Origin of the sequence: Mesorhizobium sp. Root695, assembly GCF_001428185.1 — a bacterium.
GTDB lineage: Bacteria > Pseudomonadota > Alphaproteobacteria > Rhizobiales > Rhizobiaceae > Mesorhizobium.
In genome coordinates, this window is record NZ_LMHO01000015.1 from 54,924 (window position 1) to 79,803 (window position 24,880).

Below are 24,880 nucleotides of genomic sequence, written 5' to 3' on the forward strand. Positions count from 1 at the left end.
CCTCCGCCAGAGGCGCGGGCTCTCATGGCACCTAAAGGGGCAGAGATGACCGACAAGCCTCACAAAAGGGCAGGCTCCCCCGTCCCGGTGTGCTCCTAGTGACTGCTGTTTGATCCATTGAGCCGATAATCGGGCTTTATGTGTATCCCTGCTCTTGCCCGCTCCCTCGCCAGCGCCAGAGCAGCGCGTCGCTTGGCCTTCTTGGGATTCTCCGGCGGCAATGGCGTGCCGTTTTTCAAAGCCTGCTGTCTCGCCAATTCTGCCTGTGCCTCCCTCAGTTTCTTCAGGTACTTACCCTTCGCCTCTGATTGAGGCGTGTCGAGCAGAGTTGTTGCTAGAGCAATCAGGCAAATATGAGCAATTATCTTGACAACCTTCCTCATGGTCATCCCCGCTCTCGAACCTTCAGGGATCGAAGATACACTTATTTTGTTTGCCCAGCGAATCAGCTCATCAAATTCCTGCAGGCCGGCGAGGGCGATGACGCCCCGACATTTGCGGTCGAGCGTCCACAGTAGGCTTGGGCGGACGCGCATGGCGCGCAGGCGTTCGTGATGGCCAGCCTACTTCGCGTTAGGCGCAGCTAATGTTGCTTGGGCTATAGCCATCCGCATCGAAGGTGTCACAAGGCCATCGAAGCTAATTGCTGTTCGGGACGACGACCCTGCAAACTCACGTAGGTACGATTGTTCGGTGTGTCGCCAGCGGTACCGAGTCGGTATCTGACCATATGCTGGCTACAATCTGGCTAGAATTTCTATAGCCACCTCTGGGGGGGTGTGGCTAAGCCTTTGTTTTGTTTGGTCGGAGTGGCCGGATTCGAACCGACGACCCCTTGACCCCCAGTCAAGTGCGCTACCGGGCTGCGCTACACTCCGGACCGGTCGCGATGTATCGTGATAACCCCGTGCGGGTCAACCGAATTCCTCGACTTTTATCCTGCTGCGATTGCGGGTGCGGATGAGCGCTGAAAGGCGGGCCGCAACAGCCGCTGATGGCGGTATTCCAACGCGATGGCGCCCCAGACCAGGCCGAGCAGCAGGTAGACATGGCGCCAGTGGTCGATGTCGATGAAGGTGCCGAGCCCGATATTGCCGATGAAGGCGACATAGGCGCACAGGAGATATGGCTGCCAAGGCCGGTTGCGCAGCAGGATGCGGAATCCGGCAGCCATCGTCCAGGCGACGAGCGCCAGGAACGACACGAAGCCGAGCCAGCCATAGTCCATCAGCATCTTCAGCCAGATGTCGTGGGTGTCTTCACCAAAGATCGTGCCGAAGACCAGCGGGCCGATGCCGAACGGATGCTCCATCGCCATCTGGAAGCCGATCCCGTAGCGGGCGAAGCGGCCGAGGCGCGCGGTGTCGTAGCTCTGCTCGAGATGGGCGCGGTTGGAAAACATCTCCGACACGCCCGGCAGCTGCAGGATGACGATCATGGCGACGACCAGCAGCGCCAGCGCCGCGATCGTCATCACCACCACGCGCAGCCGGAACATGCCGCTGGCGCTTTGCAGGAACAGGCAGCCGGTGAGCAGGACAGCCGAGACGGCGAACATGCCCCAGGCGCCGCGCGAGAAGGAAAAGAAGATGCCGGCGGTGATGATCAGCAGCGGCATCGCCAGCAGCGGCATGCGCGTGACCGGTCCGGTCAAAAGCAGATAGAGCAGATAGATGCCGGGCAGAACCAGGAACGGGCCGAACACGTTCGGATCCTGGAAGGCGCCGGCGGCACGGTCGTATTTGGTGAACATTTCGGCGCCCGGAAAGGCGTGGAAGTAGCCTGCAATGCCGAGCAGCGAAGTCGCTACGGCAGAAACCACGTAGGCAATGAAGATCAGTCGGTAGAGGTTCGGCCGCACAGCGGTGATCGATGCGAAGAACACCGCGCTGAAGGCGAGAAACAGCGACACGGCGAGATAGAGCGGCGTGTTGGCCAGATCCGCCATCTGCGTCATGGAGATCATGCCGCCGATGTTCATCGTCACCAGCAGCACCAGGAGCGGCGTGGCCGCGCGGGAAATCCGCAAGCCGAAAAGCGCCCAGATGGCGATCAACCCGGCCATGTAGAGTTCATAAGGCGCCGGCTCGCTGATGACGAAGCCAGACAGCAGAATGCCGAGGAAGACCGCGCCCGAGGAAATCAGCGCGATCAGCTTGGCGCTGACCGCCGCGCGCGGCAAATCATGGCTGATCGCGCTCAATAGGCGTTTTCCGTGTTCAAGAGCCGGATCGGCGTCAGGAACAGGATCCGCAAGTCGAACAGCAGCGACCAGTTCTCGATGTAGTAGAGGTCATACTCCGTGCGCATGCGGATCTTCTCGTTGGTGTCCATCTCGCCGCGCCAGCCATTGATCTGCGCCCAGCCGGTGACGCCCGGCTTGACCTTGTGGCGGGCGAAATAGCCGTCGACAACTTCGTTGTAGAGCAGGTTGTGCGACTGTGCGGCGATGGCGTGCGGGCGCGGGCCGACCAGCGACAGCGAACCGAGCAGCGAGTTGAAGAACTGCGGCAGCTCGTCGATCGAGGTCTTGCGGATAAAGCGGCCGACTCGGGTGACGCGAGGATCGTTCTTTGTCACCGTCTGCTTGGCGGTCGGGTCGGCCTTGTCCGTATACATCGAACGGAATTTGTAGACCTCGATGATCTCGTTGTTGAAACCGTGCCGCTTCTGGTGAAACAGCACCGGCCCCTTGCTGTCGAGCTTGATGGCGATGGCGGTCGCCAGCATCACCGGCGAGAACACGACGATGCCGATCAGACTGAAGACGATGTCGAAGGCGCGCTTGGCGACCGAATCCCAGTCGTTGATCGGCTTGTCGAAGATGTCGAGCATCGGCACCGCGCCGATGTAGGAATAGGCGCGCGGGCGAAACTGCAGCGCGTTGGAATGCGCCGACAGCCGGATGTCGACCGGCAGCACCCACAGCTTCTTCAGCAACTGCAGCACACGCGATTCGGCGGTCAGCGGCAGCGATACGATCAGCATGTCGATGCGGGCGATGCGGGCGAATTCGATCAGTTCCGAAATGGTGCCAAGCTTGGGATAGCCGGCGACGATGGGCGGCGAGCGCTTGTCGCCGCGATCATCGAAGATGCCGCAGATGCGGATGTCGTTGTAAGGCTGCTTTTCGACCGAACGGATCAGGATTTCCGCCGCCTTGCCGCCGCCGACGATGACGGCGCGCCGCTCCATGCGGCCATCGCGCGCCCAGGCCCGGATCAGCTTCGACATCACCAGCCTGAGGCCGAAGATGAGAACGAAGCCGGTGACGAACCAGCTGCCGAACAAAAGGCGTGAATAGTCTTCCGACATCTTCATGACGAACGCCGTCAGCGCCATGAGGGCGAAAGTGCCGGCCCAGACCAGCAGCACGCGGCCGAAATTGACGATAGGCCGCATCAGGGCGACGATCTGGTAGCAGTCGGTGACGTCGAGCAGCACCACGGCAAGGAACGACGCGGCGGCGATCGTCAGTGGATATTGCCAGGCGAGATAGTTGAAGAACCCGACATAATGGAAATAGACGGCAAGCCCGGACACGAACAGCAAGCCGAACTCGACCATGCGCAGGACGCCGCTGACCATGATCGGCGACATCGTATCGCGCCTGTACTGCGACGCGACCTGGCGGGCGACATCGTTCATCCCGCCGGGCGTGTCGCCATCGGCCGGGCCGTCGAATTTACGCACCGCCTCTGGTGAAAAGCGGCGCGCGGGGTCGATCTCGTTCATGGGGCTTTCCGCAAGCTTCCCTGCGGTGAATAGCAAAAGAGAGCTAAGAAACCCTTGAAACAACCCGTGGCTTTGAAACGGCTATGCATGTCGCCCAAAAGTGGCCCCGGTTTTGGGAGAACGACATGCATAAAAACAAAGACCTAAAGCGCGTCGCCTGAATCCGTTCAAACGCGACGCGCTTTAGGCCTTGCGTCTATTTGCCCAGCGCGGCGAAGTAGGCCTTCTCGATGTCGGCGGCCATCACATCGGCGCCAAATCTCGCCTTGAGGTCGGCGCCATCGGGCATCAGGTCGCGATAGGCGGCGGGGTCGGCCAGCGCCTGGCTCATCTTGTCGGCAAGCTCGACCGGGTCGGGCCGGATCAGGGCAGGGGAACCGGTGGCGAAGATCTCCGGAATGCCGCCGACCGCGGTTGCGATCATCGCCTTTCCCGCGGCAAGCGTTTCCAGCACGATATAGGGCATGGCCTCGGCGCGCGAGGGAACGATGACGAGCGCCGCCAGAGCGAAGGCCTCCCTGGCCGGCATCGGCGGCAGGAAGCGGACATGGCGCTCAATCCCGAGGCGTTTCACCTGCGCGTGGTAGCGCGGCAGGTCGTCGCCGTCGCCGACCATCACTGCGGTCAGCGCGCGGCCGAACTGGGGGCCGGCGAGGGCGAGTGCATCGATAAAGATGTCTGGTCCCTTCAGGTCGCGCATCATGCCGATATAGAGCAGATCGGCCGCGTCCGGCTCGGTGATCACCGGCTCGAATTCGGTGGCGCGCAGGCCGTTATAGACCAGGGTGTTGGGAACGGGCGGCTCGCCGACCTTCCTGCGATAGGTTTGCCGTTCATAGTCGGAGACAAACAGCAGGCAGTCGGTGAATCGGGCCATGAAGCGCTCGAGCGCGAAGAACAGATTCCCGGTGGTCGTGTTCTCGTCATAGTGGAGAGAGCCACCATGCGGTGAATAAAGGCGGGCTACGCGAGACCTTGATACCCGCAACAATGAGCCGAACAGACGGGCATAGGCGCCACCCTTGGCGCCGTGCCCGTGCAACACATCCGGCCGCAATTCCTTGATGATCCTGTAGGTGCGCCAGGCGGAGGCAAGATCGCCCGGGCCGACATGGCGCTGCATCGGCGTGCGATGGATGCCGAGCGCCAGCATGTCCTGCATCTGCTCGAACAGATGTTCCTCGAACTCGCCGCCGGTGGTCGAATCGCAGACGATACCGACGGAATGCCCGGCCGCGACCTGCGCCTCGGTCAGGTCGCGCACATGCCGGAAGATTCCTCCGACGGGTGAACGAAAGCAATGGACGATCCTGAGTGTGTCCGCCACTTGGTATCTGTCAGAACAGACGTTCGCGGACGTAGACGGTATCGCCGGGCAGCAGCGGGTCGGAGGTGACCACGCGGCCCGTCATCACCTTGCCGTTGATGTCGCGGGTGATGTCGACGCTTTCCTGATTGGCGCGCGGTGTGAAACCGCCGGCAATGGCGATTGCCTTCTGCACCGTCAGGCCGGGGACGTAGGAGTATTGGCCCGCGGCTCCGACTTCGCCCATGACGAAGATTGGCCGGTAGCGGTCAATCTCGACCGAGACGTCGGGATCGCGCAGATAGCCTTGCCGCAATTTGTCGGCGATTGCCTTTTCCATCTGCTGCGCGGTGTGGCCGCGCGCCGGTATGGCTCCGACAAGCGGGAAGGAGAGGTAGCCGGATTGGTCGACGCTATAGGTGTTGGTCAGCCCGTCCTGCTCGAACACGGTGACGCGGACGCGGTCGCCGGCGCCAAGACGATAGGGCTGATCGAGCACCGCATGGAAGGCCGCCGGCGTCGGCCGGTAACTGGAACAGCCAGCCAGCATCGATACGGCAAGCAGAGCGCGAAACAGGGAAGCAGTGCTTTTCATGACCGGACAGGTACCTTCGACTGGCCGCTGCGGCGTCGCAGCAAACATCAGGGATCGAGGTCCGTTATCATCCTGTTAGGGTTAATGGCCGGTAAAGGGAGCGGCCGACACGCGGCGCATCGGCAAGAGTTTTACGATTTTTGGCGGTTTTGTTTATCGCCCGCCAGTAAACCCTAACGGAAACTTACCGCGATCTTAACGGCTGAGTTACCATAGTTGTTTACGGTGCGTGCTGACCCAGTATCGGAGTAGGGATGCATGTCCGTTCAGTCCGCGGCCGCAGATGTCGACGTCGATCTCAGGCAGCTCTTCGCCAGCCTGGCGAGGAACTGGCTGCGCATAGTCGTCGTCGTCCTGGTGGTGACGGGGCTTGCGTTCGCCTTTGCCTCGCTGGCGACCCGGCACTACAAGGCCGAGACGCAGGTGGAGATCGCCCCGCGTGAATCCGTCTATACGCGGCCCGCCAGCAACAACAACGACACCGACAAGCCAATTCTCGACGAACAAGGCGTCGCCACCCAGGTCCAGATAATTTCCTCCAACGAAATCCTCAAGCAGGTCGCGCAGAATCTTGGACTGGAAAAGCTGCCCGAGTTCAATGAAGCGCTCGACATGTCGCCGTTGAGCCGCGCTCTGGTCCTCGTCGGCCTGAAAAGCGACCCGATGGAAATTCCGGCGGAAGAACGCGTCCTCAAGAAGATGCACGAGAAGCTCAACGTCTATGGCGTCGAGAAGACCCGCATCATTGCCATTGAGTTCTCATCGGAAGATCCCAGGCTGGCGGCCGCCATACCGGACGCCATTGCCGCTGCCTACATTGCGGGGCAGGGGGCGGCCAAGCTCGAATCGAACAACGCCGCCGCCGATTTTCTGGCGCCGGAGATCGCCGATCTGCAGCAGCAGGTCAAAGCTGCCGAGGCGAAGGTCGCCGCCTACCGCTCACAGTCCGATCTTCTGATGGGTGGCAACAATTCGGTGCTGGCCACCCAGCAGCTTTCGGAGCTGTCGAGCGAACTGTCGAAAGTGCGGGCCAATCGCGCCGCGGCGGAAGCGACCGCTGACGGTGTGCACAGGGCGCTGCAGAATGGCGGTTCGCTGGATGCCGTGCCGGAGGTTCTGTCGTCGGACCTGATCCAGCGCTTGCGCGAGCGCCAGGTCGAATTGCGCTCCAACATCGCCGATCTGTCGACGACACTGCTAGGCAATCATCCGCGTATTCGGGCGCTGAAATCGCAACTGGCCGATCTCGACGCGCAGATCCGCAGCGAGGCCCAGAAGATCATGAAAGGCCTGTTGATGCAGGCCGAGACGGCAAAGGCCCGCGAGAGCCAGCTTGTCGCCGACGTCAACACGTTGAAGGCGGCGTCGGCGCAGGCCGGTGAACAGCAGGTCGATCTCGACGCGCTGCAGCGCGACGCGACCGCCAAACGGCAGCAACTCGAGCTGTATCTGACCAACTACCGCGAAGCGGCTTCGCGCCAGGATCGCAACTATCTGCCGGTCGACGCGCGGATCGCCTCAAAGGCTTCGGTTCCCTCGGAGGCCTATTTCCCGAAGGTCGGGCCGATCGTCGGCGCCGCATTCGCCGCATCGCTGCTGATCATGGCCATCGTGACGCTGCTGCGGGAGCTGTTTTCCGGCCGTGCGATGCGCCCGGCGACCGGTTCCCGCTTCGAACGGATCGATGAGGTCGCGATGCCCCATGTCGCGCAAGCGCCTGATGTGGTCGCGAAGCCGGTCGTCCGCCAGGAGCCCGCCATCCTGCGGGATTCCGTCGTTCGCCAGGAGATGGAAGAAGATCTGACTGAAGCGGAGGCCGAGCTCCACACGGCTGCGATGCCCAACAGGGCCGAGGCGCCTGATATGGTCGCAATGCCCGATGCGGCGACCACCGAGCAGACGGCGGCCGAGCCCGAACCGGTGCGTTCCACCCTGGGCGAGATCGACGTCGAGAAGGCTGCTGAAAAGCTGATCGCCAGCGGCGCGGCGCGCGCCATCTTCGTCTCGCCGGAGGGCGACGAGGCAGCCGCATCCGCGGTCCTGGTGGCACGCGAGGTCGCGGACGCCGGCCTGCGTGTCCTGTTGCTGGACCTCACCGCTTCGGGGGCCGCCTCGCGGCCGATGCTGGACAGCGGCCTTTTCCCCGGCATCACCAACCTGCTCGCTTCGGAAGCGCAGTTCAGCGACGTCATCCACGCCGATCTCTACTCGGACTGTCACGTCATCCCTGTCGGCACCGCCGATCCGGTCCGCGCCATGCGCGCCGCCGACCGGCTGCCGATCATCATGCAGTCGCTGACCACGGCCTATGATCTGGTCGTGGTCGAGTGCGGACCTGCCGACGCGCAAGGCATCAGCCGTCTGGCCGGCGATGCCACCGAGGTCTTTCTCTCCATGCTGGAGCCGGACGACGAGGTGACGCACGCCGCGGTCAAGCTGATCGAGAACGGCTATCCCGACCTGACGCTGGTGACGCCGCTCGGCCACGAACCGCCCGGCAATCCGGTGCCCGGACGGCGCACCGCCGCCGCCTGAGAGGGCCGAGGATCGCCTGGCGGAGGCCAGTATTCAGGGTCCGTCCGATCTCTATCCCAGTTCCAGGGTCGTTACGCCGAACAGCTGCTGCAGCCCAAGCTTCGGAGCCGGGCCCTTGTACATGCGGGTGGTGGTGAAGGTCGGCGCAAAGCCGGCCACCTCGAGCGCCGCAATGAAGCCGGTATTCTCGGCGGGAACGTCGATGTGCAGTTCGCCGCCCTCGCAGGCACCGGCCAGCCCATCCAGCAATTGCAGACCGATTTCCATGTCGTCGGCAAACAGCGGGCCGATCTTGAAGCCGGAACGGCACGGCCGCGCCACGGCGTAGCCGGTGGTGCCGCGCGAACTGATCGCCGCCAGCCCGTGATGCGGCGCCTGCAGCCATCGCCGCAGGAAGGCCCGCCGCGGCGCCGGAAAACAAGATGAGTCATAGGCGATGATGTCGGGCACGAGCTGCGTTGTTATCATGCGCAACCCATCGGCCCTGACCGCCGGTCCTGCCTTGCGCCCACTGAAGCGGATGGTCTCGTAGGCCGGCCTGAAGCCCTTGCTTCGGTAATTGGTCTGCTGCTCTGCGACGCCGTCGAGGCCGATGGTGCGACCGGCAAGTTTCGTCATTCCAGCGTTCCACACCGCCTTGCCGTAGCCCTTGCCGCGTCTGTCCGGCCGGCAGATGTAGAGGCCGATGAAACCGAACTCGATTCCGTAGGCCACTGCCGAGATCGCGGCGACCATTTCGTTGCCGACAAAGGCGCCGATGAAGCCTTCGGGGTCCGCGGCCTGGAACATCGCCGCGTCTTCAAGACCTGGGTTCCAGCCTTCTCCGGCCGCCCAGTCGATGAGAACAGCCAGTTCCTGCAGCGACAGTGTACGGATGGTCGGCTTCATCGCCTTAGCTGTCGTCGTCGACCGGCGCTGCCTGTCGGGCCGCCTTGCGGCGCAGGATCTTGGTCAGCTTCCAGATCGTCGGGCTGTTCTTGACGGAGGACTTGAGCCGCGCACCTTGCCTCAGCATCAGCGCCAGCGCGCGGCCTTTCATGGTCAAGGGTGCCAGCACCTCGAAATGCCGGATTTCGATATCGCACCACAGCCGCTTGTAGGGCTCGTCGCCGACGGAGAAATCATAGACCTCGAAACCGGTCTCGCAGGCTTCCTGGATGTTGTCGAAGAACAGGAAATCGCCGGGGCTGGCGTAACCGAGATCGTCCTCGGCGATCGCGCCGAACTCGCAGATCAGGCGTTTGCCGGAGCGGCTCGACCCGGTGACGGCGCGCAGCTTTCCGGCAACCTCGAGCCCGTGTAGCACGAAGGAGGGCTCGGCCTCGGCAACCGCTTGCGCAAACAGCGCGCGGAAGAAGCCGCGCACCTGCCCGTCGCCGAAGACGTTGGCGATGCCCATCTTGCGGAAGCGGAGTTCCTTCATCTCGAAAAAAGCGTCGAGCAGCCTGTCCACCTCGTCCACCGTGCGCGCCTCGATGCGCCGATGGCTACCGACGGCCTCGAACTTCCGGATCTGCGAACGGTGCTTCTTGCGCTTGCGTTTGCCGCTGGCGCGAGAGAGCAGCGCATCGAATCCGCCGGCGAGGTCGACGGCCAGCGACAAATTGGGGCTGGCAAAATGGTCAAGCGAGGCGAGGGGATTGGCGACGCCGTCGAGATCGGGCAGCAATCGTTCCAGTGCGACGAGATCGATGTCCGGGCGTGCCTTGGCGATGGCCGTCAGCATCGATCGGATGGCCGAAACATCTGCCCTGGCCAGCCAGTGCGGATCCGCGGCGACGAAATTGCCATTGGCGTGGCGGCCACCCATGAAGCGGGCGACGCGGAAAGGACCGCTGGCGGTGACCTCCAGGGCCAGCGAGAAAACCGGCTTGCCTTCGGTGCTCAGCGTCGCGACGAGCAGATCCGGTCGGACCTCTGCAGCCCAGTTCAGGATCCAGGCAGCGCCCTGCGGTGGTGCAAACAGTGCCGAGCGGCAGAACTCGGCATAGGCCACCAGTCCGTCCGTGGACGCCACTGAAATCGACAGGCCGGCATGGTTTCGTGGCAAGGCGCGCGGCGACGCCTCGGTCGCCGCAAGCCGATTGCCGTCAAATGACGCTGTAGCGTCAACCATACCTCAATCCTTAGGGCGTATTGATCGCGATTTGGGGGTTCGCGTAGGCGCATTCCGTGCTTGGATCAGCCTAGGCGCAAAAGGTGAATGAATGATCGACGGCGGGGAGGCAATCCGGAAACTGGCGCTGAACGTCGCCCGCTATACCGGTCTCGCACCGCTGGCCAAACCGTTCATCGGCGGCATTGGCGCCATCTTGATGCTGCACCGCGTTACCGCGACGCCGGAAAAGCCGGACAGCGTCAACCGGCATCTCAACATCGCTCCCGGGTTCCTCGATGCCATGATCGCCGACATGAAGGCGCACGGTTATGCCTTTGTCTCCATGGACGAAGCCGTTGAGCGCATCAAGGCAGGCGACAAGGGCGGGGAGTTCGCCACCATCACTGCCGACGACGCCTATCGCGACAACATGACCGAGGCGCTGCCGGTGCTGGAGAAGCACGGCGCGCCGATCACCATCTATGTCGCGCCCGGGCTGATCAACGGCACGGCCGACCTATGGTGGGATGTGGTCGAGGATGTCGTCAAGGCGCGCGACAGCCTCACTCTGACGCGGCCGAATGGTCCCCTGACGATCGATTGCTCGACGTCTGCGAAGAAACTGGAGGCCAACGCACGCCTGCATGCCTATCTCACCTCCGAAGTTCGCGAGGAGGACCTGCAGGCGGTGTTGCGTGATCTGGCTCGCTCGAATGGCGTCGACGCCGATGGCCCGCGCCTGCGCACATTGATGAACTGGGACGAAATCCGCCGCATCGCCGCGCATCCGCTGGTGACGATCGGCGCCCATACGATCAACCACAGCAATCTGAAGCGGCTTTCCGAGACCGATGCGCGGCACGAGATTGGCGCCGTGCGCGGCATGTTGCAGGCCGAACTGGGCGAAGAGCCCAGCCATTTCGCCTACCCCTATGGCTATGCCAGCGCTGTCGGCTGCCGCGAGGTCGGCTTTGCCCGCGACGCCGGCTATACCTCCGCCGTGACGACGCGCCACGGTGTGCTGCGCGCCGAGCATGCCGGCTTCCTGCATGCCCTGCCGCGCATTTCAGTCAACGGCCGCTACCAGAGCCTCGCCCATATCCGCACCATGCTGTCGGGCGTGACGACGCCGCTGGCCAATGCCGGCAAGATGGTCGTTACCATCTGACGGTGCCGGATTTCGCTTAGCGCTTGGCTCTCGGCTCCAGCATCAGCCATTTGATGATGCCCATCGCCGGCAGCACCCAGAGCAGGCCGCTGAGCAGGAAGAACAGGAAATGCACCCACGGGCCCGATTCCGACAGCCGGGCGACCGCGAAGATCGATGCGACCAGCGCATAGATGATGACCAGTGCTACCAGCAGAAACATTCCGATCAGCTTTTTCAGGCGCACGGGCATGGTTGGTCTCCTGGTCGAGGATGCCGGCAATTTGGACAAGCGGCCCGGCAGGTTCAGGGTGTTGGCCTCGCATAGGCCTTGGCGCGAAGCTGTGCAACCGGTGAGACGTGGCGCGACGGCGTGCCGCGCCGCACGGCCTTGCCAGCACGGGTGCGATGGTCCACCAATCCGCCAAACCAACCTGCCGGGACAAGATCATGGCTGCCATATCCGCTGCCGCGCCATACGTCGCCCGCGCCCGCGACCTGCATAACCGGGCGCTGCTGCGCGGCTGGCTCTATGTGGTGCTTCTGGTGCTGTTTGCGCTGGTGCTGGTCGGCGGCGCCACCCGGCTCACCGATTCCGGCCTGTCGATCACTGAGTGGAAGCCGATCCACGGCGTGATCCCGCCGCGCAACGACGCCGAGTGGCAAGAGGAATTCCAGCTCTACCAGCAGATCCCGCAATATGCCGAGCTCAACAAGGGCATGAGCATCGAGGCGTTCAAGTCGATCTTCTGGTGGGAATGGGCGCACCGCCTCCTGGCGCGCAGCGTCGGCCTGGTCTTCGCCTTGCCGTTGCTGTTTTTCTGGGTAACGCGCCGCATCGAGCGCGGCCTGGGCCCGAAACTGGCAGGCATTCTGCTGCTCGGCGGCCTGCAGGGCGCCATCGGCTGGTGGATGGTGGCCTCCGGTCTGGTCGACCGAGTCTCCGTCAGCCAGTACCGGCTGGCGACTCACTTGACGCTCGCCGCGCTGATCTTCACCGCGACCATGGTGGTCGCGCGTGGGCTGGCGCCGCATTCCGAGCCCGCCGCCGATCAGTCGACGCAGAGGCTGGCCGGCTTCATCGTGTTTTTGGCGCTGGTCCAGATCTATCTCGGCGGCCTGGTCGCCGGGCTCGATGCCGGCCTGAGCTACAACACCTGGCCGTTGATGGACGGCAAGATCATCCCGGGCGATCTGCTGATCCTTGAACCTGCGTGGCGCAACTTCTTCGAAAGCCCCAAGACGGTGCAGTTCATCCATCGGCTCGGTGCCTACACGGTGTTTGCCGTGGCCTGGTGGCACATGATCGCCACGCGCCGGCGGCTGCCGGGCTCAACGCATGCGCGGCGCGCGACGCTGCTATTTCTGCTGGTGCTGGTGCAGGCCTCGATCGGCATTGGCACGCTGCTGATGCATGTGCCGCTGCATATGGCGCTGACCCACCAGGGGTTTGCGCTCATCGTGTTGGGCTTTGCATCAGCGCATTGGCGCGGCACCAAGGGCGCCTACCCCTTGCCGCTCGAAATCGCGCTGAGGAACTGATCCCGAGCCGATCGGCCAGTCACATCCAGAATTCGTTTGACGATGTCGTCTTCTCGCCGTCGAATTCCGCCTGACGCAAGGCCGCGGCGGATGGTGCGGACTGGCTGTGAGCGGCTTTGGCTACCTTGTCGGCGGCCTTGAGCGCATCGAGCTTGGCTTGGGCTACGGCAATATCCTGCTGCACCTGATCGCCTTGGCCTGGTCTTCCAGGTCCTGGATCTGCCTTTCGAGCGCGGCCTCCTGGGCTGCATTGCTCGAGGAGTTGAACGAGGAATACCGGGTCGCCTGTGAGGAACCCGAATCGCGCTGACCATGACAAATTCCGAAGAGGAGCCGAGACCAGTCAGTAACCCATCGTGGTGAGCAGGCGCACAGCGCCTTCGCCGCGCCGCCAGACGAGATAATGCTCGCCGCGCAACTCGTCGGCGACGTCGTCGAAAGGCTTGAGTTCCTTGACAGCGGCTGGAAAAGGTCTCGGCAATCAGTTCGGGCGCGCAGACCTTCCAGCGCGCCGGAAAGGCTGGCGCGTCCATCAGAGGCCGAGCATCAGGTCCATGTTCTGGACGGCGGCGCCCGAAGCACCCTTGCCGAGATTGTCGTAGACCGCCAGCAGCAGCGCCTGCGCGCGTTTGTCGTTGGCAAAAACGTAGACCTTCATCCGGTTGGTGCCGTTGTAGATCTCCGGATCGATCTCCGCCATACGCTCCGAATGCGCATAAGGCGCCACCTCGACCACACCGCCCTTGATGGCGGCGAAATGGTCGGCAATCGCCGCATGCAGTTCTGCACCGGTCGGCACATGGTCGAGGCCGCCAAGCTGCAACGGCACCACGGTGATCATGCCTTGCGCGAAATTGCCGACCGCCGGCTGCATGATCGGATCATGCGACAGCCTGGCATAGGCCCTCAGTTCCGGCACGTGCTTGTGCTGCAAGGTGAGGCCGTAGGGCAGGAACTCCGAGGCGTCCTCGCCCTTGGCGACATAGTCCTCGATCATCGGCCGTCCGCCGCCCGAATAGCCCGAAATGCCGTTGACGGTGATCGGGAAATCAGCCGGCAGCAGGCCGGCGGTGACCAGCGGCCGCAGCGTGGCGATCGGTCCCTGCGGCCAGCAGCCGGGGTTGGCAACGCGTTTTGCCGAGGCGATCGTTTTCGCCTGCGTCTTGTCCATCTCGGCGAAACCATACGCCCAGCCTTCCGCCACGCGATGCGCGGTCGACGCATCGATGACCCTGGTGGTGTCGTTGGCGATCAGCGAGACGCTTTCCTTCGCCGCATCGTCGGGCAGGCACAGGATCGCGACATCGGCGGCATTGAGGAACTCGGCGCGCGCAGCCGTTTCCTTGCGGCGTTCGGCGGGAACCGAGATGATTTCCAGGTCGCCGCGCTCGGCCAGCAACGCCCGGATCTGCAGGCCGGTGGTGCCGTGTTCGCCGTCGATGAAGATTTTCGGTTTCATGGATCGATCAAATTCCCTGCTATTTCAAGACTATATGCCGTTGCCGTAGTTCACTGTGGCACCATTGTGGTTGCCGTTGTTCAGCTCTTCAAGCCGTGCCTTTCGCTCCGCCAGCAGGCCGAGATATTGCATCGCCACCATCGAGCCGGCGATCGCCGTTATATCGGCGTGATCATAGGCCGGCGCAACCTCCACGACATCGGCGCCGACAATATCGATCTGGTTGAGCTGGCGCAGCGTCGACAGGATCTTCGCCGAGGACGGTCCGCCGGCAACCGGCGTGCCGGTTCCCGGCGCATAGGCCGGATCGAGGCAGTCGATGTCGAAAGTGAGATAGGTCTTCTTGCCGCCGGTGCGGTCGACGATGGCGTAGGCGATATCGGACGCCCGCATCTCCTCGATTTCATGGCCGTAGAGGATCTTGATGCCAAACGTGTCGGGAGCATGGGTGCGGATGCCGATCTGGATCGAGCGGTCGGGATCGATGATGCCTTCCTTGACGGCGCGGCCGACGAACGAGCCATGGTCGATGCGCTTGCCGTCGTCCGGCCAGGTATCCTGATGCGCGTCGAACTGCACCAGGGCAAGTGGTCCATGGATGGCGGCATGCGCCTTGAGCAGCGGCCAGGTGACGAAATGGTCACCGCCCAATGTCACCAGGAAGGCGCCGGATTTGAGAATCTTCGCCGCTTCGCGTTCGATCGTGCCGGGCGTCTTCTGGTGGTTGCCCGAGTCGAGCAGGCAATCGCCATAGTCGACGACCGCCAGATGCTCGAACAGATCGCGCGAGAACGGATATTGCGGGTCGTTGTCGAGGATCGCAGAGGCGCGGCGAATCGCCTGAGGCCCGAAACGAGCGCCGGGCCGGTTGGTGACGGCGGCGTCGAAGGGAATACCCCACACCACCGCATCCGCGCCCTTCACGTCCTTGGTGTATTTGCGCCGCATGAACGACAGCGCGCCGGAATAGGTCGGCTCGAACGCGGCGCCCGTTTTGGAACGGGCGGTGAAGGCGTTGTCGATGTTGTTGTTCGCCATTACGGATCCTCGTTTTTCGTCGGGGTGCAACAACTACAGAACCGGCACGGAAGATGCCAGTCACAGCTTGGCGAGACGGAATGGCGCTGCGCGAGTGCCACGGCAAGACAGGATTTGTATCATCATGACGCAGACCGCGTTTCTCAATCCCACGCGTGCCGCGGCGTCGACCCACCCCGGTACGATCGCGGGTGAACGCTTCCTGGTCCTCGATTCGTGGCGCGGCATCTGCGCGCTTCTGGTGGCGCTGTTTCACTTCCCGACCGGTTCGACTGTTTCGCAAAGCGCCTTCATCGGTTCGTCCTACCTCTTCGTCGATTTCTTCTTTGTTTTGTCAGGTTTCGTCATCGCCAGCAGCTACGGCAATCGGCTCAACCAGCCGGAACAGGTCGCTCGCTTCGCCCTGGTCCGTTTCGGCCGCATCTACCCCCTGCACCTGCTCATGCTTGCCGCCTTTGCCTGCTTCGAGCTGCTGCGGCTGATGCTGCCGCAACTGCATGGAACCGGGGCTGCACCCTTCACCGGCGGCTTCGACCTCAAGAGCCTGCTTGCCAATCTTCTCCTGCTGCAGGGTGTCGGCTTCGAGGATCAATTGACCTGGAATGCGCCAAGCTGGAGCATTTCGGCCGAGTTCTTCGCCTATCTCTTGTTTGCCGGCGTGGTCTTCGTCGCCGGCGCGCGCGCCTGGATATGGTTCGTCGCCGCCGCCGTCACCGCGCCGCTGTTCCTCCTCGGCTTCTCGACCCATCATATGGATGTGTCCTTCGATTTCGGCTTCATCCGCTGCCTGTACGGCTTCTCGCTCGGCGCCTTGCTGGCCTGGTTTCAGCATGATTCCATTGCAGGGGCGCGACAGGCCCTCGCCAGGAGCGGCCCACGGATGGACTGGACCCTTGCCGAAATCGTCATGGTGGCCGTCATCGTGTTTTTCGTTTCGCTGGCGGGCGGCAATGATTTCGGCATCGCGGCACCCCTGGTGTTCGCGCTGGCGCTGTTTCTGTTCGCCCATGAGGGCGGCTGGATCAGCGCCTTGCTCAAGATGCCGTTCATGCTGGCGCTCGGCTCGCTGTCCTACTCGATCTACATGGTCCACATCTTCGTCCAGGCGCGGCTGATCAACGTCGCCGGGCTCGTCGAGCGCAAGCTCGGCCTCGGTCTGATTGGCGACTTCATGCTGCGCGGCCAGCCTGCCACCGGCTTCGGCGCCGGCTGGACGGGATCGGTGGCGATCATCGTCATGCTCGCGGCCACCATCGCGGCCTCATGGATCACCTGGCGCCTCATTGAGATGCCGGCGTTGGCGTGGTTCCGTCGACTCTCGAAACGCATCTGATGCGCCTTCTGCGAGCATTCCGCTAGCCGGCTTCGTTCACCTCCCTGTCACGGGCGTCGCCTATCCGGGTGTCGATCCGGCAAGGAGCGATTCTCGATGCGGACCATCTGGCTAAGCCTTCTGTTTTCCACGGTACTAGCGGCTGCGTCTGGCCACGCCTTGGCCGGCGAGACCCGCGCCAGACAGATCCTCGACCGCTTTGAGCATGCCAACCAGTGGCGCGACCACGTGATGGTGGCCGCGCATCGCGCCGGCAGCATGCAGGCCGGCAAGACGCTCTATGCGGAAAATTCGATTGCTGCCTTGGAAGGCTCGATCGCCATGGGCGCCGAAATCGTCGAAGTCGACATCCGTCGCTCGAAGGACGGCGAGTTCATCGTCATGCATGACAGTTGGCTCGACCGCACCACGACCTGCAAGGGCGAGGTGGTCAAATACACGCTGGCCGAGCTGAAGACCTGCAGGCTGGTGGTAGAGGGCACCGGCGCCGTCACCAATGAGACGGTTTCGACGCTGCGCGAGATGCTGCTGGCGACAAGGGACAGGATCCTCATCAACCTCGACAACAAGCTCGACGTCGGCGATCTCTCGGGCATGATCGCTGTGGCTCGCGATCTCGGCATGGTCGAGCAGGTCATCGTCAAGGAGAACCTGTGGAATTCACAGCGGATTTCCACGGTCAAGACCGCCATGGGCGCTATCGGCGACGGCTTCCAGTTCATGCCGATCATCGCCGATGACGCGGTGCGTGATGCCGGTTTCGCCGAGACGGTCGACCATGCCTTTTCGCCGCGCGCGATCGAGCTGATCAACTGGCGGGCGGGTGCCCAGACGCTGACCGAAACCGGCGGACCGCTGTTCAGCACGCGCATGCGCGCGGCCGCGGTGCGGGGCAACTGGCACATCTGGGCCGACACCTATGCGATCGTCAACAAGCCGGGTGGCTTCCTTGCCGGCGGCCGCGGCGACGAACTGGCGGTGCAGGCCAGCCTGCCGCGCGAAAGCTGGGGTTTCTGGGCCGATCGCGGCGCCACCATCATCCAGACCGACGAGCCGAAGGCGGCCATCAATTGGCTGGCGGCGAACGGTTTTCGCGTGCCTTATGCCGATGAGGCGCGGCCGGCTGAGCCGGCGAATACGGCGAGTATCAACTAGCAATCCGACGCTGGCGCTGTCTCCCCGCTAGGCGCTTCGCGCCGACCTCCCCATCGAGGGGGGGTAGGACGCCGTGCTTTACCTTCAGTCGGACCGTTCCAAACGGCTGTCGGGCTTCGCGGACCACGCTGGGAAATGGCGAATTGCGGCGACCTTCTACCTCCCCTTGATGGGGAGGTCGGCGCGCAGCGCCGGGTAGGGTGATAGCCGAACCCTAACAGGCAGCCCGTGCCGCGCCCTCAAGCGGCCATCGCCACCCAATCCAACTCCCCGAGCACATCGTCCGAAAGCTCGAGTTCTGCCGCAGCGAGGTTCTCCCGCAAATGTCCGACCGACGATGTGCCGGGGATCAGCAGGATGTTGGGCGCGCGGCGCAGCAGCCAGGCGAGCGCGACCTGCATGGGTGTGGCGCCGAGGCGCGCCGCGACTTTCGACAGGGTGGAAGATTGCAGTGGATTGAAGCCGCCGAGCGGGAAGAACGGCACATAGGCGATGCCGTCGCGGGCGAGATCGTCGATCAGGGCGTCGTCGCCGCGATGCGCCAGATTGTACTGGTTCTGCACGCAGACGATCTCGGTGATCCCACGTCCTTGCGCGATCTGCGCCGACGTCACGTTGCTCAGACCGATGTGCCTGACCAGACCTTTTTGCTGAAGCCCGGCCAGCACGGTGAGCGGCGCTTCGATCGATCCTTCGGCTGGACCATGGGTATCGAACATGATGCGCAAATTGACCACATCGAGCACCTCGAGCCCGAGATTGCTTAGATTGTCGTGCACCGCCTGGGTCAGCGCTTCGGGAGAAAAGGCCGGTAGCCACGATCCATCCGTGCCGCGGCGGGCGCCGATCTTGGTGACGATGACGAGATCGTCCTTGTAGGGCACCAGCGCCTCGCGGATCAGCCGGTTGGTGACGTGCGGACCGTAAAAGTCGCTGGTATCGATGTGGTCGATCCCCTGCGCAACGGCCTCGCGCAGGACGGCCAATGCCACGTCATGGTCCCTGGGCGGCCCGAACACGCCGGGTCCGGCGAGCTGCATGGCGCCGTAGCCGAGCCGCTTCACGGTATGGCTGCCAAGGGTGAAGGTGCCGGCTTGTTGGATATTGGACATGATTGATCTCCTTTGAGGAGCCAGAGATAGGCGCTGCCCAACTTCGTGATAATCCGGTACAATCCACACAGGCCGTGCGGAATAGCGAACAATGATGGACCTCAGTGACCTGAACGCTTTCGTGGCGGTGGCGCGCGCCGGCGGCTTTCGCGATGGCGCGCGTGCGAGCGGCGGCAGCGCCTCCGGCTTGAGCGAGGCGGTGCGTCGCCTGGAGGCACAGCTCGGTGTCAGGCTGTTCAACCGCACGACGCGCAGCGTCGTCCCGACCGAGGCAGGCCTCAGCCTTCTGGAGCGGCTCGGCCCGGCGCTGTCGGAGGTGGAGGCGGCGCTGGATGTGGTGAACGGCTTCCGCGACAGGCCGGCGGGCTCATTGCGTCTCAATGTGCCGGTCAGCGCTGCGCGGCTGATATTGCCCGACATCGTCCCGGGTTTCCTCGCCGCCTATCCCGGTATCCGGCTGGAGGTGATCGCCGACGAGAACTTTGTCGATGTGCTGGCAGCCGGCTGCGACGCCGGCATCCGCTATGACGAGCGGCTGGAACAAGACATGATCGCGGTGCCGATCGGACCGCGCGTGCAGCATTTCGCCACAGCCGCCAGCCCTGCCTATCTCGATCGCCATGGGCGGCCGCAACACCCAAGCGACCTGCTTGGCCACTCCTGCGTGCGCGGGCGCTTTGCCAGCGGTGCGATGCTGCCTTGGGAATTCGAGCGTGACGGCGAGGTGGTGCGGGTCGATCCGACGGGGCCATTGATCGTGCGGATCGGCGGGGCAACCGATCTTGCCGTCGACGCTGCCATCGCCGGCACCGGCATCATCGGCCTCTTCGAGGGCTGGCTTCGTCCTTACTTCGACAGCGGCGCTCTTGAGCCGGTGCTCGAACCGTGGTGGCCGAGTTTTCCCGGGCCGTTCCTCTATTATCCCGGCCGGCGCCTGGTGCCAGCGCCGCTGCGAGCATTCATTGATTATATCAAGCAATCGGCGGCTCACGCCTGAAATCATACGAGTGAACAGCGCCGGGTGGTGTGACTGCCGAGCCCCAAAAGCAAAAAAGGCCGCCCGGAGGCAGCCTTTTCGATTGTCTGAGGTTGCGGAGCGCTTAGCGCTTCGAGAACTGGAACGAACGACGGGCCTTCGCCTTGCCGTACTTCTTGCGCTCGACGACGCGGCTGTCGCGGGTCAGGAAGCCACCCTTCTTGAGCACGGCGCGCAGCGTCGGCTCGTAGTAGGTCAGCGCCTTGGAGATGCCGTGACGCACGGCGCCGGCCTGGCCGGAGAGACCGCCACCGACGACGGTCGCGATGATGTCGTACTGGCCGGCGCGGTTGGAGGCGATGATCGGCTGGTTGAGGATCATCTGCAGGACCGGACGCGCGAAATAGGTCGCGAATTCCTTGTCGTTGACGATGATCTTGCCGGAACCCGGCTTCACCCAGACGCGCGCAATGGCGTTCTTGCGCTTGCCGGTGGCATAGGCGCGGCCCGACTTGTCGAGCTTCTGGACGTGGACGGGGGCTGCCGGCTGCGTGTTGGTGTTGCCCGTGGCGGCGCCCAGTTCTGCGAGCGAGGAAAGCTCAGCCATCTTATGCGACCTTCTTGTTCTTGGCGTTCAGCTTGGCCACGTCGAGTACAACGGGCTGCTGGGCGACATGGGGATGCTCGGCGCCTGCATAAACGCGCAGGTTCTTCATCTGGCGACGGCCGAGCGGGCCACGCGGGACCATGCGCTCAACGGCCTTCTCGACGACACGCTCGGGGAAACGACCCTCGAGCAACTGGCGCGCGGTGCGCTCCTTGATGCCGCCTGGGTGGCCGGTGTGCCAGTAATACACCTTGTCGGTGAACTTCTTGCCGGTGAACACCACCTTGTCGGCATTGATGACGATGACGTTGTCGCCGTCGTCGACATGCGGGGTGAAGGTCGGCTTGTGCTTGCCGCGAAGATGATTGGCGATGACAGTGGCGAGACGGCCGACGACGAGACCCTCGGCGTCGATCAGGATCCACTTCTTCACCACATCCGCAGGCTTCTGCGAAAAGGTTGTCATGTTTTCTGCTCTCGGTTCTGACCTTCACGAGCGAAGGCGTTTCTTGTTGCTTGGATTGGCGAAAAGCGCTTGCCCGCCGCCAATAACAAAACGGCGGCCTTTGCGGGCCGCTGCTTCGTGAGGGCTTATAGGCGAGGGTGAGGGCGCGCGTCAAGGTGGATAAAAAAGCAAATATATGAAAAAATCAAACGGAAACAATACTTTAAATAAAAGGTATTATTTTACCGCATCGATCTGGCGTGCCGCAGGCCAGTTCAGTCCGGCACCAGGACCAAATAGCTTCCTTTGGCGAGCGCTGTCCGTATATCGGGGAGTGCGACAATCTCTTCGCGGCCAGACGGCTCCGGGAGGGCATATCGTCCGCCCACAATTGTAGTGCTTTAACTGCATTCGGTACGATGTCTTCCGCCCCATCCGCAGCTGAAACGCAACCGGGGATGTCCGGAAAGCGGATACCGAACGCGCTGTCGGGATCTTTTTCGATCAAAGCGAGATAGTTCTTCATTGCGGTTTCCTTACCGATTTGGTGGGATCGAATAGGTGCCAGTGGCGTGCGCCACCGTGTGTCCGTCCGGGCCGGCGACGATGTCGATGTCGAACACCATCAGGCTCTTTCCCAGCTTCAGGATGCGGCAATGGCCGTCGATCGGTCCGGCCTCGGCCTTGCGCACGAAGTTGATATCGAGGTTGACGGTAACGGAAAGCGCATCCGGCCCGGCATGTGACAGCACACAGACATAGCCGCCGATGTCGGCCAGAGTGAACAGCGAGGGGCCGGATACGGTGCCGCCGGGACGCAGGTGCCGCTCGCCGGCATTGAGCCGCACGGTGCAGCCGCCAGGGAACACGTCGATCGCCTCGAAATATTTGAACTGCTCGTTGAGCTGCGGATAGACGGTTTCCATCAGCGCATTGACTTGTTGCGCGGTCAGCACCGGCTTCAGGTTGTTCTGGGCGGGCATGTCGGTCTCTCGTTTTTGTGCGTAGCTGCATGGGCGCGGCGCGGCATTTCTGGCAACCTTCGTCGCCTGGCGCAAGCGATGGGGTGTTGGATGAAACCCGATCCGATATTAGATAGTCTGCCAGCCCCGAGCGGAATCGCGGAGACCTATCCATGGCCGAAATCCTTGCCATCAAGCCTGCCGCCGTTGACGGTCCGGTTGTCGCACAACTGGACAAGGGCGTGCTGCGCCTCACGCTCGCCAATCCGCCCGCCAACGCCTTGTCGCTGGCGGTGATGGCGGCGTTGACGGCGGAACTCGAGCGCGCCAGGGCGAATAAAGCCGTTCGCGTCATCGTTCTCGCGGCAGCGGGCAAGGTGTTCTGCGCCGGCCATGATCTCAAGGAAATGACCGCGCGCCGCGCCGATGCCGATCATGGCAGGGCCTTCTTCGCAGAGACGTTTGCGGCTTGTGCCACGCTGATGCAGGCGATCGTGCGTCATCCCTTGCCGGTGATCGCGGAAGTCGACGGCCTCGCGACCGCCGCCGGGCTGCAACTGGTCGCCAGTTGCGATCTGGCGATCGCCTCGCACGAGGCGACCTTCTGCACGCCGGGCGTCAACATCGGCCTGTTCTGCTCGACGCCGATGGTGGCGCTGTCGCGCAATGTCTCGCGCAAGCATGCGATGGAGATGCTGTTGACCGGCGAGACGATCGACGCGGCGACCGCCAAGGAGTTCGGCCTGGTCAATCGCGTCGTGCCGCGTGAGTACCTGAATCAGATTGTCACCAAATACGCACAAACCATTGCTTCCAAATCATCTTTGGTGATCAAGACTGGCAAGGAAGCCTTTTACGCGCAGGCCGAAATGGGGCTGGCGGACGCCTATGCCTATACCGGCCGCATCATGGTCGAGAACATGCTGGCACGCGACGCGGAGGAAGGCATTGGCGCCTTCATCGGCAAGCGCAAGCCGGAATGGACGGACGAGTAATCGTGGAACCGCGCATCTCCATCATCACGGTCGCCACAGATGATCTCGATCGCGCGGTGCGTTTCTACGAGGCGATGGGCCTGAAACGGCATGCCGGGATCACTGATGGTGTCGCCTTCTTCCAGATGGGCGGCGTCATTCTCGGCCTGTTCCCACGCGTCAGCGCCGAGGAGGATTCCGGCATTGCCTTCGCCGGGGCGCCGTCGGCCGTCTACCTCGCCTACAACACCCGTTCAGACGCCGAGGTCGACGAGGTGCTCGCCATGGCGGAAAAAGCCGGCGGCCGCATCGTCAAGCCGGCCGGCCGTGCCTTCTGGGGCGGCTGGTACGGCTATTTCGCCGACGCGGACGGGCATGTCTGGGAAGTCGCGCACAATCCGGCCTTTCCGATCGCGGAAGACGGCACGATTTCGCTGCCTGGCTGATGGCCCATCGCAAGCAGCTGACGCGGCTCAAAGCTCCCTATCTCAAGCGCATCCTCCTCGACCCGGCGCGGGTCGAGGATTGGGAAAAATATCCCTGGAACCTGCCGCTGTTTCACGGCCACGACTTCGAACTCGAATTCACCACGCCAATCACAATCATTGTCGGCGAGAACGGCACCGGCAAATCGACGCTGCTCGAGGCCATCGGCGCACTGGCAGGCTACGACGAAGCCGGCGGCGGCAAGGGCTACCGGCCGGTCGATCATACCAGCGCCATCGACAAGAGTGGTGCCACATTGGCAAACACCTTCCGTGGCCACTGGCTGCCGAAAGTCACCGCCGGCTGGCTCTTTCGCGCCGAATCCTTCTACTCCGTGGCTCGCTATCTCGATCAGGTGGCGCTGGAAGATCCCTTCAGGCCGCCGCCGCCGGATTTCCTGTCCTGGTCGCATGGCGAGGGTTTTATCCGCTTTTTCGAGGAGCGCTGCCGCAGGCAAGGCATCTACATCCTCGACGAGCCTGAGAGCGCGCTGTCTCCGTCGCGCCAGATCGAGCTGCTCAAGATGCTGCGGCGCATGGACCAGTCGGGCACCGCGCAAGTGATCATGGCGACGCATTCGCCGCTGCTGATGGCTTGTCCTGGAGCGCGGCTGTTCCGCTTCAGCCGGTTCGGACTCGCGCCCGCGGACTTTCGTGATACGGCCCACTTCCGCATGTTGCGCGATTTCAGCAATGACCCGGATGGTTTTCTCGCCGAGGCGTTGTATGAGGACGAGGCATGAACCACGATAGTTACGACAACAGCTACATTGCCGGCATCCTCAATTCGGTGAAGACCGTCGCCATGGTCGGCGCATCCGCCAACGATGTGCGACCGAGTTATTTCGTGCTGAAATATCTGCTGGCCAAGGGCTTTTCGGTGTTTCCGATCAATCCCGGCCAGGCCGGCAAGGAAATCCTCGGCCGAATGACCTATGCCAGGCTGGCCGATATTCCAGAGCCGATCGACATGGTCGACATTTTTCGCGCGCCAGCGGCTGTGCCTGGCATCGTCGACGAGGCGTTGCGGCTCGACCCCTTGCCGAAAGTCATCTGGATGCAGCTTGGCGTGCGCCATGACGAGGCAGCCGCGCGCGCCGAGGCCGCCGGCATCAAGGTGGTGATGAACCGCTGCCCCAAGATCGAATATGGCAAACTGTCCGGCGAGATCGGCTGGACCGGCGTCAACTCCGGTGTGCTGTCGTCGAAGAAGCCGCTGATGCGGTCGGGATTCCAGAGTTTCGGCGTCCGCCAGAAATAGAAGCAAAATTATTCCTTAGAGCGTTTCCCACTTTGAGGGAATCGTAGGATTCCCATCGAGGCTTGTTTGTGATTCAAGATGCTGGCTGGATTGGAGGCCAGCATCTGATGACGCG

The 24,880-nt window shown here is 63.0% G+C and carries 26 protein-coding genes, 1 tRNA gene and 1 pseudogene; 11 read left to right on the forward strand and 17 right to left on the reverse strand.

Annotation, left to right across the window (positions count from 1 at the left end):
• Positions 1–95 precede the first annotated feature (95 nt).
• From ASD99_RS16390 to ASD99_RS16415, 6 genes are all read right to left on the reverse strand, one after another.
• Positions 96–536 carry a hypothetical protein gene (locus ASD99_RS16390; RefSeq protein WP_057144284.1) on the reverse strand — a complete coding sequence of 147 codons (441 nt, stop codon included), beginning with the start codon at positions 534–536 and terminating at the stop codon, positions 96–98.
• Positions 537–801: 265 nt separating this feature from the next.
• Positions 802–878, reverse strand: a tRNA-Pro gene (locus ASD99_RS16395).
• Positions 879–934: 56 nt separating this feature from the next.
• Complete coding sequence (locus ASD99_RS16400; protein WP_057144285.1) at positions 935–2,203, reverse strand: O-antigen ligase family protein; 1,269 nt, start codon at positions 2,201–2,203, stop codon at positions 935–937.
• Positions 2,200–3,735 (reverse strand): undecaprenyl-phosphate glucose phosphotransferase, encoded by a 1,536-nt coding sequence (locus ASD99_RS16405; protein WP_056594136.1) that lies wholly within the window; start codon positions 3,733–3,735, stop codon positions 2,200–2,202. The genes ASD99_RS16400 and ASD99_RS16405 overlap by 4 nt, the downstream gene beginning before the upstream one ends.
• A gap of 196 nt (positions 3,736–3,931) precedes the next feature.
• Positions 3,932–5,062: a glycosyltransferase gene (locus ASD99_RS16410; protein WP_057144286.1), complete on the reverse strand. Its 1,131-nt coding sequence runs from the start codon at positions 5,060–5,062 to the stop codon at positions 3,932–3,934.
• 10 nt (positions 5,063–5,072) lie between these two features.
• The gene (locus tag ASD99_RS16415) at positions 5,073–5,636 is read right to left on the reverse strand and encodes a polysaccharide biosynthesis/export family protein (protein WP_056594545.1); all 564 of its coding nucleotides are present in this window, start codon (positions 5,634–5,636) and stop codon (positions 5,073–5,075) included.
• A 258-nt stretch (positions 5,637–5,894) separates the two neighbouring features.
• Here ASD99_RS16415 and ASD99_RS16420 point away from each other — a divergent pair, with 258 nt between their 5' ends.
• Entirely contained in the window at positions 5,895–8,171 is a 2,277-nt protein-coding gene (locus tag ASD99_RS16420; RefSeq protein WP_056594143.1) for a GumC family protein, read from the forward strand.
• Between the two features lie 51 nt (positions 8,172–8,222).
• Here the strand turns inward: ASD99_RS16420 and ASD99_RS16425 are convergent, their stop codons facing one another.
• Both ASD99_RS16425 and ASD99_RS16430 read right to left on the reverse strand, forming a co-directional pair.
• A complete protein-coding gene (locus tag ASD99_RS16425; RefSeq protein WP_057144287.1) occupies positions 8,223–9,059 on the reverse strand; it encodes a GNAT family N-acetyltransferase in 837 nt (278 codons plus the stop codon).
• Between the two features lie 4 nt (positions 9,060–9,063).
• Positions 9,064–10,287, reverse strand: coding sequence for a GNAT family N-acetyltransferase (locus tag ASD99_RS16430; protein ID WP_057144288.1), 1,224 nt, complete (start codon positions 10,285–10,287; stop codon positions 9,064–9,066).
• Between the two features lie 91 nt (positions 10,288–10,378).
• Between ASD99_RS16430 and ASD99_RS16435 the strand changes: the two genes are divergently transcribed.
• Positions 10,379–11,437, forward strand: coding sequence for a polysaccharide deacetylase family protein (locus ASD99_RS16435; RefSeq protein WP_057144289.1), 1,059 nt, complete (start codon positions 10,379–10,381; stop codon positions 11,435–11,437).
• A gap of 16 nt (positions 11,438–11,453) precedes the next feature.
• Here the strand turns inward: ASD99_RS16435 and ASD99_RS16440 are convergent, their stop codons facing one another.
• Positions 11,454–11,669 (reverse strand): DUF2842 domain-containing protein, encoded by a 216-nt coding sequence (locus ASD99_RS16440; RefSeq protein ID WP_056594156.1) that lies wholly within the window; start codon positions 11,667–11,669, stop codon positions 11,454–11,456.
• Positions 11,670–11,866: 197 nt separating this feature from the next.
• On the opposite strand from ASD99_RS16440, the gene ASD99_RS16445 reads away from it, so the two are divergent.
• Positions 11,867–12,958: a COX15/CtaA family protein gene (locus ASD99_RS16445; protein WP_082583311.1), complete on the forward strand. Its 1,092-nt coding sequence runs from the start codon at positions 11,867–11,869 to the stop codon at positions 12,956–12,958.
• Positions 12,959–13,064: 106 nt separating this feature from the next.
• A complete protein-coding gene (locus ASD99_RS16450; protein WP_057144291.1) occupies positions 13,065–13,268 on the forward strand; it encodes a hypothetical protein in 204 nt (67 codons plus the stop codon).
• 51 nt (positions 13,269–13,319) lie between these two features.
• Here ASD99_RS16450 and ASD99_RS32280 read toward each other — a convergent pair.
• From ASD99_RS32280 to speB, 3 genes and pseudogenes are all read right to left on the reverse strand, one after another.
• Positions 13,320–13,491 (reverse strand): annotated as a pseudogene (locus ASD99_RS32280) (aminoglycoside phosphotransferase family protein); the annotation flags it as partial.
• A complete protein-coding gene (argC, locus tag ASD99_RS16455; protein WP_057144292.1) occupies positions 13,491–14,417 on the reverse strand; it encodes an N-acetyl-gamma-glutamyl-phosphate reductase in 927 nt (308 codons plus the stop codon). The pseudogene ASD99_RS32280 and the gene argC, both read right to left, overlap by 1 nt.
• 30 nt (positions 14,418–14,447) lie before the next feature.
• Positions 14,448–15,455: an agmatinase gene (gene speB, locus ASD99_RS16460; protein ID WP_057144293.1), complete on the reverse strand. Its 1,008-nt coding sequence runs from the start codon at positions 15,453–15,455 to the stop codon at positions 14,448–14,450.
• A 124-nt stretch (positions 15,456–15,579) separates the two neighbouring features.
• Between speB and ASD99_RS16465 the strand changes: the two genes are divergently transcribed.
• A complete protein-coding gene (locus ASD99_RS16465; RefSeq protein WP_057144294.1) occupies positions 15,580–16,788 on the forward strand; it encodes an acyltransferase family protein in 1,209 nt (402 codons plus the stop codon).
• A 96-nt stretch (positions 16,789–16,884) separates the two neighbouring features.
• Positions 16,885–17,943, forward strand: a complete 1,059-nt coding sequence (locus ASD99_RS16470) for a glycerophosphodiester phosphodiesterase family protein (RefSeq protein ID WP_057144295.1) — start codon at positions 16,885–16,887, stop codon at positions 17,941–17,943.
• 239 nt (positions 17,944–18,182) lie between these two features.
• Here the strand turns inward: ASD99_RS16470 and ASD99_RS16475 are convergent, their stop codons facing one another.
• Positions 18,183–19,055 (reverse strand): aldo/keto reductase family oxidoreductase, encoded by an 873-nt coding sequence (locus tag ASD99_RS16475; protein ID WP_057144296.1) that lies wholly within the window; start codon positions 19,053–19,055, stop codon positions 18,183–18,185.
• 91 nt (positions 19,056–19,146) lie between these two features.
• On the opposite strand from ASD99_RS16475, the gene ASD99_RS16480 reads away from it, so the two are divergent.
• Complete coding sequence (locus ASD99_RS16480) at positions 19,147–20,052, forward strand: LysR family transcriptional regulator (RefSeq protein ID WP_056594181.1); 906 nt, start codon at positions 19,147–19,149, stop codon at positions 20,050–20,052.
• A 103-nt stretch (positions 20,053–20,155) separates the two neighbouring features.
• Here the strand turns inward: ASD99_RS16480 and rpsI are convergent, their stop codons facing one another.
• The 4 genes from rpsI to ASD99_RS16495 form a co-directional block, all read right to left on the reverse strand.
• Complete coding sequence (rpsI, locus tag ASD99_RS16485; protein ID WP_056594184.1) at positions 20,156–20,638, reverse strand: 30S ribosomal protein S9; 483 nt, start codon at positions 20,636–20,638, stop codon at positions 20,156–20,158.
• Position 20,639: 1 nt separating this feature from the next.
• Entirely contained in the window at positions 20,640–21,104 is a 465-nt protein-coding gene (rplM, locus tag ASD99_RS16490) for a 50S ribosomal protein L13 (RefSeq protein WP_013532205.1), read from the reverse strand.
• A 202-nt stretch (positions 21,105–21,306) separates the two neighbouring features.
• Positions 21,307–21,609 (reverse strand): type II toxin-antitoxin system HicB family antitoxin, encoded by a 303-nt coding sequence (locus ASD99_RS32285; RefSeq protein ID WP_082583310.1) that lies wholly within the window; start codon positions 21,607–21,609, stop codon positions 21,307–21,309.
• A gap of 10 nt (positions 21,610–21,619) precedes the next feature.
• Positions 21,620–22,066 (reverse strand): PaaI family thioesterase, encoded by a 447-nt coding sequence (locus ASD99_RS16495; protein WP_057144298.1) that lies wholly within the window; start codon positions 22,064–22,066, stop codon positions 21,620–21,622.
• A 152-nt stretch (positions 22,067–22,218) separates the two neighbouring features.
• Between ASD99_RS16495 and ASD99_RS16500 the strand changes: the two genes are divergently transcribed.
• The 4 genes from ASD99_RS16500 to ASD99_RS16515 are packed head-to-tail and all read left to right on the forward strand — an operon-like array spanning position 22,219 to position 24,765.
• Positions 22,219–23,040 carry an enoyl-CoA hydratase gene (locus ASD99_RS16500; protein WP_056594193.1) on the forward strand — a complete coding sequence of 274 codons (822 nt, stop codon included), beginning with the start codon at positions 22,219–22,221 and terminating at the stop codon, positions 23,038–23,040.
• A 2-nt stretch (positions 23,041–23,042) separates the two neighbouring features.
• Complete coding sequence (locus tag ASD99_RS16505) at positions 23,043–23,465, forward strand: VOC family protein (protein WP_056594196.1); 423 nt, start codon at positions 23,043–23,045, stop codon at positions 23,463–23,465.
• Positions 23,465–24,247 (forward strand): AAA family ATPase, encoded by a 783-nt coding sequence (locus ASD99_RS16510; protein WP_057144297.1) that lies wholly within the window; start codon positions 23,465–23,467, stop codon positions 24,245–24,247. The genes ASD99_RS16505 and ASD99_RS16510 overlap by 1 nt, the downstream gene beginning before the upstream one ends.
• Complete coding sequence (locus ASD99_RS16515) at positions 24,244–24,765, forward strand: CoA-binding protein (RefSeq protein WP_013532199.1); 522 nt, start codon at positions 24,244–24,246, stop codon at positions 24,763–24,765. The genes ASD99_RS16510 and ASD99_RS16515 overlap by 4 nt, the downstream gene beginning before the upstream one ends.
• Positions 24,766–24,880: the final 115 nt, after the last annotated feature.

Bases quoted from the DNA above. Each gene is read 5' to 3' on its own strand.
- ASD99_RS16390 (WP_057144284.1), bottom strand. From the start codon at position 536: ATGCGCGTCCGCCCAAGCCTACTGTGGACGCTCGACCGCAAATGTCGG.
- ASD99_RS16405 (WP_056594136.1), bottom strand. From the start codon at position 3,735: ATGAACGAGATCGACCCCGCGCGCCGCTTTTCACCAGAGGCGGTGCGT.
- ASD99_RS16415 (WP_056594545.1), bottom strand. From the start codon at position 5,636: ATGAAAAGCACTGCTTCCCTGTTTCGCGCTCTGCTTGCCGTATCGATG.
- ASD99_RS16420 (WP_056594143.1), top strand. From the start codon at position 5,895: ATGTCCGTTCAGTCCGCGGCCGCAGATGTCGACGTCGATCTCAGGCAG.
- ASD99_RS16425 (WP_057144287.1), bottom strand. From the start codon at position 9,059: ATGAAGCCGACCATCCGTACACTGTCGCTGCAGGAACTGGCTGTTCTC.
- ASD99_RS16430 (WP_057144288.1), bottom strand. From the start codon at position 10,287: ATGGTTGACGCTACAGCGTCATTTGACGGCAATCGGCTTGCGGCGACC.
- ASD99_RS16435 (WP_057144289.1), top strand. From the start codon at position 10,379: ATGATCGACGGCGGGGAGGCAATCCGGAAACTGGCGCTGAACGTCGCC.
- ASD99_RS16440 (WP_056594156.1), bottom strand. From the start codon at position 11,669: ATGCCCGTGCGCCTGAAAAAGCTGATCGGAATGTTTCTGCTGGTAGCA.
- ASD99_RS16445 (WP_082583311.1), top strand. From the start codon at position 11,867: ATGGCTGCCATATCCGCTGCCGCGCCATACGTCGCCCGCGCCCGCGAC.
- argC (WP_057144292.1), bottom strand. From the start codon at position 14,417: ATGAAACCGAAAATCTTCATCGACGGCGAACACGGCACCACCGGCCTG.
- speB (WP_057144293.1), bottom strand. From the start codon at position 15,455: ATGGCGAACAACAACATCGACAACGCCTTCACCGCCCGTTCCAAAACG.
- ASD99_RS16465 (WP_057144294.1), top strand. From the start codon at position 15,580: ATGACGCAGACCGCGTTTCTCAATCCCACGCGTGCCGCGGCGTCGACC.
- ASD99_RS16470 (WP_057144295.1), top strand. From the start codon at position 16,885: ATGCGGACCATCTGGCTAAGCCTTCTGTTTTCCACGGTACTAGCGGCT.
- ASD99_RS16475 (WP_057144296.1), bottom strand. From the start codon at position 19,055: ATGTCCAATATCCAACAAGCCGGCACCTTCACCCTTGGCAGCCATACC.
- ASD99_RS16480 (WP_056594181.1), top strand. From the start codon at position 19,147: ATGATGGACCTCAGTGACCTGAACGCTTTCGTGGCGGTGGCGCGCGCC.
- rpsI (WP_056594184.1), bottom strand. From the start codon at position 20,638: ATGGCTGAGCTTTCCTCGCTCGCAGAACTGGGCGCCGCCACGGGCAAC.
- rplM (WP_013532205.1), bottom strand. From the start codon at position 21,104: ATGACAACCTTTTCGCAGAAGCCTGCGGATGTGGTGAAGAAGTGGATC.
- ASD99_RS32285 (WP_082583310.1), bottom strand. From the start codon at position 21,609: ATGAAGAACTATCTCGCTTTGATCGAAAAAGATCCCGACAGCGCGTTC.
- ASD99_RS16495 (WP_057144298.1), bottom strand. From the start codon at position 22,066: ATGCCCGCCCAGAACAACCTGAAGCCGGTGCTGACCGCGCAACAAGTC.
- ASD99_RS16500 (WP_056594193.1), top strand. From the start codon at position 22,219: ATGGCCGAAATCCTTGCCATCAAGCCTGCCGCCGTTGACGGTCCGGTT.
- ASD99_RS16510 (WP_057144297.1), top strand. From the start codon at position 23,465: ATGGCCCATCGCAAGCAGCTGACGCGGCTCAAAGCTCCCTATCTCAAG.
- ASD99_RS16515 (WP_013532199.1), top strand. From the start codon at position 24,244: ATGAACCACGATAGTTACGACAACAGCTACATTGCCGGCATCCTCAAT.